Source organism: Enterobacter sp. NFIX59 (genome assembly GCF_900113755.1).
Taxonomy (GTDB): Bacteria; Pseudomonadota; Gammaproteobacteria; order Enterobacterales; family Enterobacteriaceae; genus Enterobacter; species Enterobacter pseudoroggenkampii.
The window spans coordinates 95670-111463 of record NZ_FOQN01000006.1; the positions used below are offsets into that span (position 1 = coordinate 95670).

At 60.5% G+C, this 15794-nt stretch carries 5 protein-coding genes; 2 read left to right on the top strand and 3 right to left on the bottom strand.

Annotated features, from left to right (window positions below; all coding sequences use genetic code 11):
* The first annotated feature begins 13 nt into the window (after positions 1–13).
* Together cdiA and BM007_RS18830 are read left to right on the top strand one after the other, a co-directional pair.
* A complete protein-coding gene (gene cdiA, locus BM007_RS18825) occupies positions 14–12394 on the top strand; it encodes a contact-dependent inhibition toxin CdiA (RefSeq protein ID WP_254780655.1) in 12381 nt (4126 codons plus the stop codon).
* Positions 12391–12825 (top strand): hypothetical protein, encoded by a 435-nt coding sequence (locus BM007_RS18830; RefSeq protein WP_302847483.1) that lies wholly within the window; start codon positions 12391–12393, stop codon positions 12823–12825. Before cdiA ends, BM007_RS18830 begins: the two co-directional genes overlap by 4 nt.
* Before the next feature lie 201 nt (positions 12826–13026).
* On the opposite strand, the gene BM007_RS18835 is transcribed toward BM007_RS18830, so the two are convergent.
* The 3 genes from BM007_RS18835 to uraH form a co-directional block, all read right to left on the bottom strand.
* Positions 13027–14115: an AAA family ATPase gene (locus tag BM007_RS18835; RefSeq protein ID WP_090420324.1), complete on the bottom strand. Its 1089-nt coding sequence runs from the start codon at positions 14113–14115 to the stop codon at positions 13027–13029.
* 145 nt (positions 14116–14260) lie between these two features.
* Complete coding sequence (locus BM007_RS18840; protein ID WP_090420327.1) at positions 14261–15220, bottom strand: YbgA family protein; 960 nt, start codon at positions 15218–15220, stop codon at positions 14261–14263.
* A gap of 102 nt (positions 15221–15322) precedes the next feature.
* Positions 15323–15733 carry a hydroxyisourate hydrolase gene (uraH, locus tag BM007_RS18845; protein WP_024906656.1) on the bottom strand — a complete coding sequence of 137 codons (411 nt, stop codon included), beginning with the start codon at positions 15731–15733 and terminating at the stop codon, positions 15323–15325.
* Between the last annotated feature and the right edge of the window lie 61 nt (positions 15734–15794).

The following is a 15794-nucleotide window of genomic DNA, read 5'->3' on the forward strand; positions in this document are numbered from 1 at the left end:
AGACTCTACGACTATGGATACCCGTCACCCACCCGTTCGTTTCTCGCAGCGTCTGATCAGCTGGATTGTCTGCGGCTTAATGGTCTGGCAGCCGATGGCGCCTGCCGTCGCGGCGGCGCTTACGCCGACCGGGCAGACCACGGTCGATCGGGCGGGGAACGGGGTGCCGGTCGTTAACATCGCCACGCCCAACGGGGCGGGTATCTCGCATAACCAGTTCGGTGAGTATAACGTCGGCAAAGAGGGGCTTATCCTCAATAACGGCACGGACCGTTTAACCCAGACCCAGCTGGGCGGGCTTATCCAGAACAACCCCAACCTGCAGGCCGGGCGGGAAGCGAAAGGCATTATCAACGAAGTCACGGGGGCAAACCGCTCGCAGCTGCAGGGCTATACGGAAGTCGCCGGCAAGGCGGCAAACGTTATGGTGGCCAACCCGTACGGCATCACCTGTAACGGGTGCGGATTTATCAACACCCCGAACGTCACCCTGACCACGGGGAAACCGCAGTTCGACGCCAGCGGTAACCTGCAGGCGCTGGAGGTGACGAAAGGCGCCATCACGGTTGAAGGCCAGGGGCTGGATGCCAGCAAGAGCGACGCGCTGTCGATCATTGCGCGCGCGACGGAAGTGAACGCCGCGATACATGCGAACGACCTGACGGTAACGGCAGGGGCGAACCGCGTGGGCGCAGACGGCAGCGTCAAACCGATTGCCGGTGAGGGCGCCGCGCCCGTGGTGGCCGTGGATACCGGCGCGCTCGGCGGGATGTATGCCAACCGTATCCGCCTGGTCTCCAGCGAGACGGGCGTGGGGGTGAACCTCGGCAACCTCACCGCGCGCCAGGGCGATATTCAGCTGGACGCGGGCGGGAAACTGACGGTCACGAACAGCCTGGCCAGCGGCTCGATTACCGCGAATGGCGCGGGAGTGGTCCTCAACGGCAGCCATCAGGCCGGGGGCGCGCTGAATGTGACCAGCTCGCAGGATGTGGAACTCAATAACAGCACGCTCGCCAGCCAGGGCGATATGCGCCTTTCCGCTGCGGGGAAAGTGCAGACGACGGGCGGCGGGACAAACAGCGCGGGCGCGCTGTCGGTGAGCAGCGGGCAGGGGATGACGCTCAGCAATACCTCCCTGGTCTCCCGCGGCGCGGCGACGCTGGACAGTAAAGATACCCTGACCGTAAACGGCGGCGGCGTGTCGGCACAGGGCGGGGCGCTAACCGTCACGAGCAAACAGGGCACAGCGCTTGCGGATGCGACGCTGACAGGCCAGGCCGACACCACGCTGTCCACCGACGGCAGCCTGACGCAGCGCGGCGGCAGCGTCACCAGCAAAGGCGCGCTCAGCGTGGCGGCCGGGAAAGATATCACGCTGACGAATACCCGCAGCGGTAGCGATACCCGCGCGACCCTCAGCAGCGGCGGCACGCTGTCATCCACGGCCAGTGCGGTCTCGGCAGGAGATAATCTGGCCCTGAGCGGCGGACAGCTGGTGATGGACGGCCAGAGCCGGGCCGATGCCACGGGCGATGTCCGCCTGACGGGCAGCGCCGTCAGTAATCAGGGGCAGGTGAATGCGGGGCGCGACATTGCCCTCTCCGGCAACAGGGTGTCCAACAGCGGCCAGCTGGCAGCGAAAGGCCACCTTGACGTGAATGCAGGAGAGCTGACAAACGGCGGCACGGTGCAGGGTAACGACGTCACCCTGAAGGGGCAGACGGTCACTAACAGCGGTACCCTGCAGAGCGCCGGTAACCTGGCGCTAAGCGCCGGTAACCTGGAGCAGCGGGGCACGCTGAGCGCGAAGGGCAATGCAAACGTCACGGCGCAGCAGACCCTGCGTAACAGCGGCAGCCTGCTGGCTGACGGGGCGATGAGCGTGACGGCAGACGCGCTTGAACAGAACGGCACCCTGTCCGGCGCGACGGCGCTGACGGCGCAGGCCGGCACTCTGACCAGCGGTGAGGCGTCCCGCACCACCAGCCAGGGCAATGTTCAGATTACCGCGACCCGCAGCGCCAGCCTGAACGGGCAGACGGACGCGGCGGGGGCATTAACCGTCAGCACCGGCGACCTGACCACCGGCCAGGATGCGCATCTGCAGAGCGGGCAGGGGCTCTCTCTGCAGGCGCAGAATGCCGCGCTGAACGGCACGCAGGCGGCGAAGGGGGCCCTGTCGGTGACGGCGGGCACGATTGCGCACGCCGGGAAATCCACCGGTGACACGCTGAGTTTTAACGCGACCGGCGACCTGACCAGCGGCGGAGAGCTTACCGCCAGCGCCATCGCGCTCAGCGGACAGAACATCCTCCAGTCCGGCGTCGCAAAAGCGGACCGCATGACCCTGACGGCCCCCGGGCGCATCACCAGCAGCGGTACGTTGGTTGCCGGTACGCTGGCGCTGGACGCTGCCTCGGTGGAGAACGGTGGACTGCTGCAGGGGACCACCCTGCTCGGCCTGAAGACCGGGTCACTCACGAACCTCGCGGGCGGGTCGGTCTACAGCACGCAGGATTTAACGCTGAACGTTCCGGTGCTGGCTAACAGCGGGCTTATCACCACCGACGGCACGCTGCGCATGAAAGGCGACACGCTGACAAACCAGGGCGAAATCAACGGCGTCAGCCTGAGCAGCGACTACCTCAGCCTGACCAACGCCGATACCGGACGCCTGCTGGCGGACGACCGGCTCACCCTGAACGGCACTGCGTTTGCTAACGCGGGCAATATTGCGGCCAGCGACCTGCACATCACGGCGGACAGCCTGCAAAACCAGGGCACCGTTGAGGGGGACTCGGCGCTGACGCTCGGCGTGACAGACCTCACTAACCGTGGCGCGCTGCGCAGCAGCGGAACGCTGACGCTTAACGGCGACACGCTGGCCAATAGCGGCGAGCTCAGCGCCACCGCGCTGCTGCTGAACCTGACCCGACAGGCCAGCAACGATGCCGGCGGGCGGGTAATTGCCCGGGACGGCCTGACGCTGACCACCGCCAGCCTGACGAACAGCGGACTGATGGCCGGTACCGACGCGCAGTTTAACAGCGCGTCGTTGACCAACGGCGGCACGCTGCAGGGGACACATTCCCTGACGGCGACCGGGGCACAGCTCAGCAACCAGCAGGCGGGCATGCTGCTCTCCGGCGGCGCGCTCGACCTGCACCACACCACCCTGAACAACGCCGGGCTGCTGCAGGGCAATACCCTGAACCTGGCCACCGGCGAGTGGAACAACACCGGTAATGCGCTGGGGGAAGCTGGCGTGACGGCGGCGGTGACCGGCACGCTGACCAGCAGCGGCAAGGTGCTCAGCCAGCAGGCGGCGGACGTCCAGGCCGGCAGGACCGATAACCGGGGCCAGCTGCTGGCAAAAGTGCTGACCCTGCGGGGCGACCTGCAGAACAGCGGTCTGCTTCAGGGGAGCAGCACGCTGGCCTGGTCCGGGAACACCTTCACGAACCAGGCTCAGGGGCAGGTGACGGGCGGCGATACCCTGACCCTGAGCGGACAAACCCTCAGCAACGCGGGCAGCCTTCAGGGGCGCAGCGCGACGCTTGAGGCCGGGAGCCTGAATAACCAGGGCAGCATTCAGACGCTGGACGCCATGACGCTTTCCGCGACCGGCAGGCTGGATAACACGGGCGCCCTGCTCAGCCAGAATCTGTTCACGCTGACGGCGGCCCAGCTGTTCAACGACGGCCAGCTGGCCGGGAAAGCCCTCACGGTGAAGGCTGCGCAGCTGAACAACACCGGGATTCTTCAGGGCAACGACACGCTGGCGCTGACCACCCGCGCGCTGAGCAACGGCGCCACCGGGCAGCTGGTGAGCGGCAGTCCTCTGAACTTATCCCTCGACACGCTCGATAACGCCGGCCTGTTGCTGGTGAAGGGCGGGTTCACCCTGCGGGGCAGCGACCTGACGAACCGGGGCGATATTCAGGCGCAGAGCCTGGATTTGGGCCTGAGCAATGCCCTGACCAATACGGGGAACATCGTTGCCACCGACGATGCCGTGCTTAACGCGACGACGCTGACCAGCAGCGGCACGGTGGCGGGCAAAACGCTGACAGCAGGCGGTACTGAGCTGCGCAACAGCGGCCTGATGCAGGGCAGCAACGCAGTTAACGCCACCGCCGACCGCTTTATCAACGAGCTGAACGGTAAATGGCTCTCCGGCGGCGGCTTCACGCTGGCGGGCGGACAGCTGACGAACGCCGGTACGCTGCAGGGCGCCACGCTGGGCATGACCGGCACCACCCTCGCCAACAGCGGCACGGTGAACGGGCAGACGGGACTCAGCGGCACGCTCAGCGGGGCGTTAACGAATACCGGGCTGCTGCAGAGCGGCGGCGCGACCGCCTTCACCGCGGATACCCTGGCGAACCCGGGGCGCATCACGGGCGGTACGCTGTCCCTCACCGCCCGCGATATGAACAACGGCGGGCTGATGCAGGGAACGAACGGCCTGGCGCTCACCGGGACCATGCTGACCACGGGCGCGGCCTCGCGCACCCTCTCCGGCGGCATGCTGACGCTGGATGCAGGCCAGCTGACCACGCAGGGCACGCTGCAGGGGAACGGCGCAGACATCCGCGCCAGCGACTGGACGCACGGCGGGTCTCTGCTCAGCCAGGGAACGCTAACGGCCACGAGCGGCGGCACGCTGACCTCAACCGGCTCGCTGATGAGCCAGGGCCGGGCGGATATCACCGCACAGACGCTGGATAACCGCGGGCAGCTCCTCAGCGAGGGCGAGGTGACGCTCGGCGGCAGCACGCTTAAAAACAGCGGTACCGTGCAGGGGAACACCCTCGCGCTGCATCAGAACATCATTAACAACCAGGGCACCTTAACCGGTCTGCAGAGCCTGACCGTTCAGGGGCAGCAGCGGCTGATGGCGCGCATGGCGATGGCCGCGCCGCAGCAAGAGCTGATTAACGGCGCAGGCGGTAAGCTTCTCACCCAGGGTACTCTGACGATTGCGTCCGGCGCGGTGACCAACGCCGGCAGCTGGCAGGCACAGAACATCCTGCTTAACGCCCGGTCGCTCACCAACAGCGGCGCGGTGCAGAGCGCCGACGCGCTGCAGATGACGCTGGCCGATACGCTCACCGGAACCGCAGGCAGCAGGATCACCGCGCTGGGTGCGGCGACGCTGCAGGCCGCGACGCTGGCGAACCAGGGCCAGTGGGCGGCGAAAAACCTGACGCTGACAGGCGGCACGCTCAGCAACAGCGGCGCCATCAGCGGCGTGAATGGCCTGACACTCAGCCAGACCGGCGCGGTCAGCCAGCAGTCTGGCGGCACCCTGCTGTCCGGCGGGGCGCTGAACATCACGGCGGCCTCCGTCACCAGCGACGGCAAAATGCAGGGGGGCACGCTCGGCATCACCACCGGGGCGCTCACCAACAACGGACGTCTGCAGGGCGATAACGGCGCGACGCTGGCCCTCAGCGGGACGCTGACCAACAACAGCGGAGGCGAAATCGTCAGCCGCGATGCGCTGACGCTGACCACGCCCGCGCTGTTTAACTACGGCCTGATCCAGGGCGGCGGCGAGACGCGCGTGACCGCCTCCTCGCAGGCGCGTAACGACGGCAGACTCCTCTCCGGCGCGCGCCTGACGCTCGGCACGCCGCAGTTCACCGGCACCGGCTGGCTGCAGGCCACCGACCTGATCCTGAATGCGGCAGACGCCACCAACGGCGGCACGTGGGTGGCCGATCGCGCCACCCTGACCGGCACCAATTTCGCCAGCCAGGGCACCACCCAGGCGGGACAGCTAACGGTTAACTACAGCCAGCTGAACAACAGCGGCACGCTGCTCGGCAACACGCAGCTGAATATTGGCGCGGACCAGGTAACCCAGAGCGCGGGCGGCAAGCTGCTGAGCGGCGGCAGCCTGTGGCTGCAGAGCCGGGGGCTGGACCTTACCGGCCAGCTGGTGTCCCTGGGGGACTTAACGCTGCAGCTGACGAACGCGTTTACCAGCAGAACCGCCGTGGCGGCAGGCAGAACCCTGACCATCAGCAGCGGCGGCGACATCGATAACCGCAGCGTGCTGCAGGGGCAGGCGGTCAACCTGAACGCGGGCGGGCAGCTCAGCAACAACGGACAAATCACCACCGGCGGCGGCGCGAGTACGTTCTCCGGCAGCAGCGTGGCGCTGAACGCCGCGGGCTCGGTGCAGGGCGGAGGTGACATCACCGTGGCCAGCCGGAGCAATATTACCGTGGACGGCTTCACCGGCACGCGCGGCTCGCTGACCCTCAGCGCGCCGGGCGCCATCGTCAACACCGCGCTGCTGTACGCGGCGAATAACCTGGCGCTGTTTGCCGACAGCATCACCAACCAGCGTGGCGACATCATGGCGGGGAACAGCCTGTGGATGCAGCGGGATGCGGCAGGGAATGCGAACAGCCAGGTGGTGAATACGTCGGGGAATATTGAGACGCAGCGCGGGGATATTGCGATCAGGACGGGGCATTTGCTGAACCAAAGGGATGGTCTGGTGGTGCTTAACAGCAAAACCGAAAACCTGATGGAGCAGGTCAAGTGGTTGAAGGACGGCTATGCGGATATCCCTCTTTCTGAGCTGATCGCGGGAACCGATTATGGCTATATCGTCATGGAATCCTGTACCGGCGGTGGCAGTCCCGGGCACGGAGCTGGTCCTACATGCAGGGATATAGCTACTCCGATGCCGATGAAAAACAGTCCGGCGAAAGAGATTGCGATTTTACGAACGACACAAACTGTGTCCGCAAATGGTGGAGCGGGACGGATTAGTTCAGCTCAGGGGATGGTCATTCAGGCGGGACAACTGGAAAATAATGCCAGTACACTGCTTGCCGCGAAAGATATGTTCCTTTCTGGTACGACTCTGCAAAATCAGTCATGGACTGATGGTACGGTGACGCGTTACAGGACATATGTTGCCGACCGTGAGCAATATAATCGTAAAGCAAATCCCTCCGCGTCGGTCGACGCAGATGTTTATAAGAAGACCCCCATTCACTATGTTGCACAGGGTGATGATCGGGACGAAGGATCCGGAGGAACAATATATCGTTCCGTCATCCAGGCGGGCGGTAACGTTACCGCAAACTTCACCAGTAACATCAGCAACACCAATACCACTGCGAACGCGGGCGGCGTCAGCAACGTTATCTCCACGCCGTCGCTGAACACCCTCAGCAACCAGAGCGTCGGCAGCGGCGTACAAAAACAGGGGCTGAGCAATACCGGCACCGTGGCGGTGAACTCGCCGCAGTGGAACGATCAGCTCCAGGGTGCGCTACAGCAGCTTAACGGCGGCGGCGCGCTGGAAAACGGCGGCGCGTCCGGCACGCCTCTCAGCAACATTGGCACCAGGCAGAAAGGCAACGCGAACCTCGGCCAGCTGGGCGCACTGGCGAACGCCGGGGTCACCACCGCCGATCTCAGAACCGCTCAGGGCGGCGCCGTCGGGCATTACCAGGGCCAGCGCGTCGATACCAGCGCTTACCCGCTTCCGTCGGGCAACAACGGCTATTTTGTCTTCTCCGACAACCCGAAAAGCCCGTACCTGATCAGCATCAACCCTAAACTGAACGGTCTCGGACAGCTTGATCCCGCCCTGTTTGCCGACCTGAACGCAATGCTCGGGGTCAAACCGTCGTCCACGGCACCGCAGGAGACGCGGCTGGCGTTTACCGACGAGAAGCAGTTCCTCGGCTCGTCCTATATGCTCGGCCGCCTCAACCTGAACCCGGATTACGACTACCGCTTCCTCGGCGATGCAGCGTTCGATACCCGCTATGTCTCCAACGTGGTGCTCAACCAGACCGGTAACCGCTACCTGAACGGCATCGGCTCCGATCTGGATCAGATGCGCTATCTGATGGACAACGCCGCGGCGGCGCAGCAGTCGCTGGGCCTGCAGTTTGGCGTCTCGCTGACCGCCGATCAGATTGCCGCACTCGACCACAGCCTGCTGTGGTGGGAGAAAGCCACCGTCAACGGCGAAACCGTGATGGTGCCGAAACTCTACCTGTCGCCGAAGGACGTCACCGTCAATAACGGCAGCGTAATCGCGGGTAACAACGTTACCCTGAAGGGCGGCGACATCACCAACAGCGGCAGTTCGCTGCTGGCGAAAAACAGCCTGACGCTCGACAGCCAGAACAGCATCAGCAACCTCAACAACGGCCTGATGAAAGCGGGCGGCGACCTGAACCTGAGCGCCATCGGCGATATCAATAACATCAGCTCCACCATCAGCGGCAAAACGGTCGCGCTGGAGAGCCTGGACGGCAGCATCAACAACCTGACCCAGGTTGAGCAGATTGATATCAACGCCGGAGGGAAGTACGGCAAGATCGGCCTGAAAGACACCCTGCTGGGCAACACGGCGTCTATTACCGCGCAGGATGGCCTGTCGCTTGAGGCCGGGAAAAACATCACCGTTACCGGGGCGAACCTGGCCTCCGGCGGCGATATGCTACTGAACGCGTGGGGCGATATTGCCGTCAACGCGAACCAGATCAACGACGCATTCAGCTCCAGCCGGGCGAAAACCAGCCGTTCGTCCGTCACGTATCAGGGCAGTAACGTCACCGCGGGCGGCAACCTGCTGGTGAACGCCGGGCACAACCTTGACGTGACCGCCAGCGACCTGAAGGCGGGCGGCAGCGCGGGGCTGAGTGCGGGCAACGATCTCAATCTGAACGCGGCACAGACCAGCGAAAGCAGCCGTAAAGGGAAAAGCGAGTCCCACAGCACCGGGCTCGACCGCACCACGATTTCCGCAGGCGATAACCTCGTGCTGAAGGCCGGGCAGGATATCAACGCTCAGGCCGCCGCGCTGGCAGCGGAGAAAAGCGTCGGGCTGCAGGCGGGTCGCGACGTGAATCTGGCTGCGGAAGAGACCACGCAGGGCGACAGCTATAGGTCAGGCAAGAAAACCGTTATTAACGAATCGGTGCGTCAGCAGGGAACCGAGATCGCCAGCGGGGCGAATACCCAGATCCTCGCCGGGCGCGATGTCACCACCGAAGCCGCGCAGGTGACGGCGAAGGGCGATATCGGCGTGGCGGCAGGCCGTGACGTTAATCTCAATACCGCAACTGAAAGCGATTATCACTACAAAGAGCAGACCAAAACCAAAAAAGGGTTCCTGAGCAAGAAAACCACCCACACCATCGAGGAGAACAGCGCGACGCGTGAATCCGGCTCATTGCTGAGTGGCGATAACGTGCAGGTCGTTGCGGGCAATAACCTGCTGGTGAACGGTTCCGCCGTGGCGGGTGATGGCGACGTGAAGCTTAAGGCGGGCAACAACGTCGATATTGTGGCGGCCACGAACAGCGACACCTCCTGGCGCTTTAAGGAAGAGAAAAAATCCGGCCTGATGGGCTCGGGCGGGATTGGTTTCACCATCGGCAGCAGCAAAAGCACGCACGATCTCCGTGAGAAGGGCACCACCCAGAGCCAGAGTTTCAGTACGGTGGGTTCGACGGGGGGGAGCGTTGATATTGCCGCCGGTAATCAGCTGCATGTCGGCGGCGCGGACCTGGTGGCTGGCAAAAATATGGCGCTCACCGGCGACAGCGTAGCGATCGAGCCGGGCCACGACAGGCTCACCAGCGATCAAACCTTCAAGCAGAAAAGCAGTGGCCTGACGATTGCCCTCTCCGGCGCAGTGGGTGACGCGGTGAACACTGCGGCCAGCACGGCAATGGCGGTGAAAGACCAGAGCGATGGCCGTCTCGCCACACTGCAGGCGACCAAAGCGGCGCTGTCGGGTGTTCAGGCCGTGCAGGCCAACCGTCTCGCTGAAGCGGCTAACGGCAGCGATCCCACTAACAATGGCGCGTTCGGCGTGATGGCCTCCATTGGCGGACAGTCCTCTAAATCCACCTCACACTCGGAGCAGGACAAAACGACCGGCAGCACGCTGAATGCCGGGGGTAACCTCGCCATCACGGCGACAGGTCAGGGTAACGCTGCCAACAGCGGTGATATTACCGTGGCGGGCAGTCAGCTGAAGGCTGGCAAGGATCTGACGCTCAATGCGGCTCAGGATATCAACCTGACGAGTGCAGCCGACACCAACAAACTGACGGGCAGTAATTCCAGCAAGGGTGGCTCAATCGGGATCGGTATTACCGCCGGTCCGAATGGCGCGGGCATCACCGTCTCTGCCAGCGTAAACGCCGCCAGAGGCAGCGAAAAAGGTAATGGAACCTCCTGGAACGAAACGACGCTGGATGCCGGACAGAACGTCAACTTGACCAGCGGCCGCGATACGGTACTTAAAGGCGCGCAGGTCAACGGCGATAAGGTCACGGCGGATGTCGGGCGCGACCTGACCCTCAGCAGCCAGCAGGATAGCGACAAATACAACAGCAAACAGCAGAGTATGAATGCGGGTGCAAGCTACACCTGGGGAGCGGGCAGCGGTAGCGGCAGCTTTAGCATCAGCCGCGATAAGATGAAGAGCAACTACGACTCGGTCCAGGAGCAGACCGGGATCTTCGCTGGCAAAGGCGGCTTTGATATTAACGTTGGCAACCATACGCAGCTGGACGGTGCGGTGATTGCCAGCCGTGCTGATGCAGACAAAAACCGCCTTGAGACCGGTACGCTGGGCTTTACGGACATCAACAATAAGGCGGAGTATAAGGTTGAACATCAGGGTGTCGGCTTCAGCAGCGGCGCCGGGGTTGCGGGTAATCTGGTTAGCAACATGGCCAGCACAATGCTGGCAGGAATGGGCGGCAGCGGCCATGCTGAAGGGACCACGCAATCAGCGGTAGCTGACGGTGCTATCATTGTTCGCGACCAGGCTAACCAGAAGCAGGACGTCAGCACGCTCAGCCGTGACACTGACCATGCCAACGGCAGCATCGACCCGATCTTTAACAAAGAGAAAGAGCAGAAACGCCTGCAAACCGCGCAAATGATTGGCGAGATCGGCAATCAGGTTGCGGATATTGCGCGCACAAACGGCAAGATTGCGGCCACGGAAGCGGCCAACGAGAAGATGAAAACCGCGGGCAGCGATGCGCGTTACGCCGCCATCAGCCAGCTGAAAAAAGACGGTAAAGAGGTTACCGATCAGGCGATTCATGACCAGATGTACCAGACCTTCTATAACGAAGCGTTTAACCAGTCTGGCATGGGAACGGGGCAGAGCACCCAGCGCGCCATCACGGCAGCAACGGCGGCCATTCAGGCGCTGGCAGGTGGCGATATTAAAGCTGCGATTGCGGGCGGTGCCGCGCCGTATATCGCCAATGCCATCGCGAATGCCATCCCGGAGAAGGATCTTAAGGGGCGCGTGCTGGCCCATGCGGTTGTCAACGCCGCACTTGCAGCCGCTTCCGGCAGAGATGCGGCGTCGGCCGCAGCCGGTGCAGCGGTGGGTGAGCTGGCTGGTAAGATTGCGGTTGACGGTTTTGGCAAACAGGTCAGCGAACTTAGCGAGGAAGAAAAACAGACGGTATCTGCGCTGGCGACACTGGCTTCTGGCCTGGCTGGCGGGCTGGTGGGAGATAGCAGCGCGAATGCGGTAGCGGCGGCTCAGGCGGGCAAAACGACGGTTGAGAATAATTCGCTGAGTGATGTACTGGACGCGGTATCTCAGAATAAGACACCTCAGCAGGTTGCAAAAGAGCGCGTCGAAGCTGAAAACGAACGCTATAAGAAAGAAAACTGCGTAGGGATGAGCGCAGAAGCGTGCTCGGTGAAAATGTACACTCAGCGTCAGGCAGAACTGAAAGATATCTTGTCGACGGGTGCAGATTTTGTGCCAGTAGTCGGGGATATCAAAAGTTTTGCGGAAGCACACAGTGCGCTTGATTATCTCGCCGCGGCTATCGGGATTATACCGGGTGCAGGTGATGTTGCTGGTAAAGCCATCAAGGGTGCCGAAAAGGCGCTAAAAGCGGGTGATCTTGAAACCGCATCTAAGCTTCTCAACAAAGCCAGCACTGAAATTCAGATCGTTAAGGCACTTGATGTTGACTCATACAAAGTCCTCAAGAAAGGGGCCGTGGTTGGGGATGGATTAGAACACGATCATATTCCATCTTTTGCAGCATTAAGAACAGCAAAGGAAAATGAGTTAGGAAGAAAACTGACGCCAAAAGAAGAAAATACTTTATATCAAAATGCCACTGCTGTAGAAGTGCCTAAAGATGTTCATCGAGCGGGGCCTACTTATGGTGGGAAGAATACACCAGAACAAGTTCAACAAGATGCACTTGATCTTTGTGGTGCGATATGTAGGGATACAGATGCGCTAAGAGGTAACATGATTGAGCGTGGATATGATCCCAAGCAGGTTGATGACGCAATAAAACAGATTATTGATAGAAATCGTCAGACTGGAGTGATTAAGTGATGTTGATGTGGAATGATTTTGTCGAAATGTTAGGCTGCCAGAAGATGGATGAAAGATTCATCCATCTTTCTCAAGAGTTTAATGAATTACCTAAACGTGATGAAAGTGTTTTAGGTGATAGAGAATATTATTCATTCATCGGTTCAGGTATATTATTTTTATTGGATAATGGGATCGTGGACCAAGTTAGTTTTTACATTGAGGCTGATGAAGGATTTTCAAAATATAAAGGTGATTTACCGTTATCTTTTGGTTGTTCTGAGTCTGAGGTTATTCATCATTTTGGATTGCCCTCATCTTCAGGGGGGGGGGCGGAAGATGCACTTCTTGGTTATATGAATCGCTGGATAAAATATGAGGAAAAGAGTTATGCGATGCATCTGCAGTTCAATAAAAATGATAAATTATGCAGAGTGACGCTTATGAGATAATTTCTTCTCATGAATATAGAACTTTTTTCTGAGGAATAAGTTATTTTGGGACAATTTTAGTTGATTGGTAAAATTAACCATATTATCCCTCTCGGTTGAAGAGGGTACGCTGAGGTAAAAATTGTCGGCCAGAAGACTCGGCAGACCGAAAATTGATAACAGATTGAAAAGTCTGGCGGCCATTTTAGTTTTGGGGTTAAGCTACCCCAGCCTCTCCACCCTCGTCTCCCCCTCAACCATCGACAGCTGATACAGCGAAAACGACCTCTGCTTCTCAATCAACTTCGCCAGCTCCGGCGAGTGGCTGGTGAGCCAGATCTGCGAGTAGCGGCTGGCCTCGGCGATTAAGCTCGCCAGGGCAGGCAGCATCTGCGGGTGCAGGCTGTTTTCCGGTTCGTTCAACGCGATAAACGCCGGTGGGCGCGGGCTTAACAGCGCTACCGCCAGGCACAGGAAGCGCAGGGTGCCGTCGGAGAACTCCGCCGGTTCCAGCGGCCTGCTCAGCCCCTCGCGCTGCATCATCATCCGGAACCGTCCGCCGGTGTTGTCGCTGTAAAACACGCAGCCGGGGAAGGCCTGGTCGAGGATGCGCATCAGCAGCAGCTCGTCGCCAATCTCCACGATAGTCTGAAACGCGGCCGCCAGGTTGGCACCGTCGCTGGCCAGCACCGGGGAGCGGAAACCGACCTGCGGAGCCCGCATCGCCGAGCCCGATGAGACGGAAAACTCATGATAAAAGCGCCAGTTACGCAGGGATTCGCGCATCTGGGACACTTCCGGGTAAAGGTGCGGTTCGCCGAGCTGTCCGAATACCGATTCGTTCTCGTACAGCGTGCCGCTGTGGGTCACCTCCTCGTGATGCACGTTGTTCAGAAAGACCGCCTGGTTCTTACGTTTCATCAGCTGTGACGAAGGCCGACGGTGCTGGCCGCTCAGCCAGATGGACTCCTCTTTGATCACCGGGTCGAGCTGAAACTGCGAGGGATAGGGCAGCTTCTCCACAAACCCGACCTGCAGCTCGTATTCGTAGGTCTCTGTTTCCACCGCGAGGTTCATCCGCCGCAGCTGGTCGCTGCGGGTTTTGCCTGCCCAGAACACCTTCAGAATGCCGCCCTCGTTCGCCAGCGCCTGGGAAAACTGCCCCTGGGCGGCGCTGTGCATCAGGTGTATCGCCTTGTAGATATTCGATTTCCCGGTACCGTTCGGCCCGAAGACGATGTTGAGCTGCTCCAGCTCCAGCGACATCTCGCGGATGGAGCGATAGTTTTGAATGTGCAGGGTGTTGATCACAGGCAGGCCCCTTTTGCAGAATAGGCCTGTATATAATCACAGCCTTTGAGATAAAATGCAAAAAAGAGACGACAGTGAGGATGTCGTCTAAACGGGGTACTGCTTTGGGCCTCTACGGGTCAATGGGGCCTTCGCATTTTTATGATCACTTGACTGCCAGACGCAGACCCAAATCATCAGGATAGGGATCAAAGTAGTTTTGCGTCATCAGATATCGGTCGGGGTATTCGGCCAGGTAGTGCTTCAGCAGCGTTATCGGGGCGAGAATAGGCAACTGCCCGTTGCGATAGTGCAGGATCACGTCGCGCAGCTCGCCGCGCTGGCGGGTGTTCAGCTGGCTACGGAAATACCCCTGAATATGCATCAGCACGTTGGTGTGATTTTTCCGCGAGGCGGGTTTTTTCAGGATGGTCATCAGCTTTTCCCGATACGCCACGAAGAAGGCATCCAGGTCTTCCCACTCGTGCAGCGAGGCAACGAACGGGCCTATTTCACGGTAGCCTGCCTGATGGTGCGCCAGCAGCTGAAGTTTGTAACGGCTGTGGAAGTCCAGCAGTGCACGGCGCGTGAGCCCATTTTTACGCAGCGCGTTCAGTTCGTGCAGGGCAAAAACACGTTCGACAAAGTTTTCCCGCAGCACCGGATCGTGCAGACGTCCGTCCTCTTCCACAGGCAGCCACGGCCAGGTTTCAAGGAGGGCGGCGGTGAACAGCCCGACCCCCTCCTTGCGGCCCCGGTTGCCGTTTTCATCATACAGACGCACGCGTTCCATGCCGCAGCTTGGGGATTTAGCGCAGACGATAAAACCAGCGAGATCGCCGATTTTCGCCAAAAAATCTGCCGTAAAGTCCGCCATTTTCTGCGTAACGTCTTCGTGAGGCGCATGGCTAAAACGCATCTGCGTTTCACCGTGTTCCGTCACGATCAGACGCAGCGCCGGGCGAGGGGTCGGCAGGCCGATGGCCATTTCCGGGCAGACGGGCCTGAAATTCACCCACTGGGCCAGCTCATCCATGACGAAGCCCATACGCTTGTGTCCGCCGTCAAAGCGAACGGCGGATCCGGTCAAACATCCGCTAATACCGAGCACAGGTTTCGTTGTCATGGTGTTGTCCTCCCGTTCATATAACTAAAACTTACACAACATGACTAATTTGTCCAAGTATTCGCGGAACTATTTTTTATAATCCTTTAAAATCAATGCGTCTTAACTGCCCTTGTAGGTCGAGTAACCGTACTGACTCAGCAGAAGCGGGATGTGCAGTTTCTCGTTTGTGCGGGTCACGGTAAACAGCACCGGGATCTCCGGGAAGAAGGAGTCGAGCTTTTTGCCGTGGAAGTAATCTGCGGTTTTGAAGGTCACTTTATACACGCCAGGCTGCATGTCCTGATCCTGCGGATAGAGCGATTTGATACGGCCGTCGTGGTCGGTTTTGCCGCTGGCAATCGGGGTCCATTTGTCCTGCTGCTGCTTCTCCAGCGTAACGGTCACGTCTGATGGCGGCATCCCGGTTTGCTGGTCGAGGATGTGTACGCTCAGGGTGCCGGCCGGGGCGCTAAAGGCGGCAGGGGCAAAGGCCATCGAGGCCAGGATCAGCAGAGGGGCAGTTTTTTTCATGATGTTTTCCTGTGGAATTATTAGTCACAGGAAAACGTTAGCATCTGCGGCGCGGGAAAAT